This is a genomic window from Proteiniphilum sp. UBA1028, assembly GCF_002316955.1.
Taxonomy (GTDB): Bacteria; Bacteroidota; Bacteroidia; order Bacteroidales; family Dysgonomonadaceae; genus Proteiniphilum.
In genome coordinates, this window is record NZ_DCEN01000036.1 from 1 (window position 1) to 724 (window position 724).

Consider the following 724-nt stretch of genomic DNA (forward strand, 5'->3'; position numbering starts at 1 on the left):
CTGCCGGCATGCTGCAAGTACAGGAAATAATTAATTTAATAGTTTTTTTGTTGAAGGGGGAAGCATCCGCAGGGGTATTTCCTCCTGATTAAAATAAACTGAGATGGAACGCACAAATGTGTTTTAAAAGTGCCGGACATCGGATGAACTTTTCCAGGAGCTGGCTAGCCTGATTGTCATCATCTTGTATTAAGTCTGGTTATCGAATTACAGTCACATCGTTGAACATATAGGAATTATCACTGACCCTTAAGGGCAAGGAACTCTGTGTGGTTACATTATGGAGAATGACTTCTTTTGTCTTGACAAGCGGATACGTTTCCACATAGGTATCATCAACCATTTGCTTATTGAAATTTGCAAAAATTGCCGGGCCCTTATATCCTTCCGGATGACCGGAATCCATAATTTTAAGGTTTTCAATCGTAATTCGTTCCGGCATATAGCAGGTATACCCAAAATCATGCTGACCTGAATTGGATCCGCCAATCAGGTTCACGCTGCCCGATTTCACACTACGGGGTACAAAGGTGCAATTGCGGATGATGAATTCACCTTCCCAGGTGCTACCGTAATCGGAACGAAGATTGATCAGGTTTGTACCGCGAATGGTGGAATTCTCCACGACAAAAGTTCCGCTGCCAATGGCATTTATCCCCTGATGCCCCAGCGTTGAATTTCGGATGGTAGCATTGGCCACACCCATATGGGCATCAAATCTTGA

The 724-nt window shown here is 43.6% G+C and carries 1 protein-coding gene; it reads right to left on the reverse strand.

The window, feature by feature from the left end; genetic code table 11:
* Positions 1-199 precede the first annotated feature (199 nt).
* Positions 200-724, reverse strand: a 525-nt coding sequence (locus B3Z75_RS05765) for a hypothetical protein (RefSeq protein ID WP_294068569.1), incomplete at its 5' end; no start/stop codon positions are given.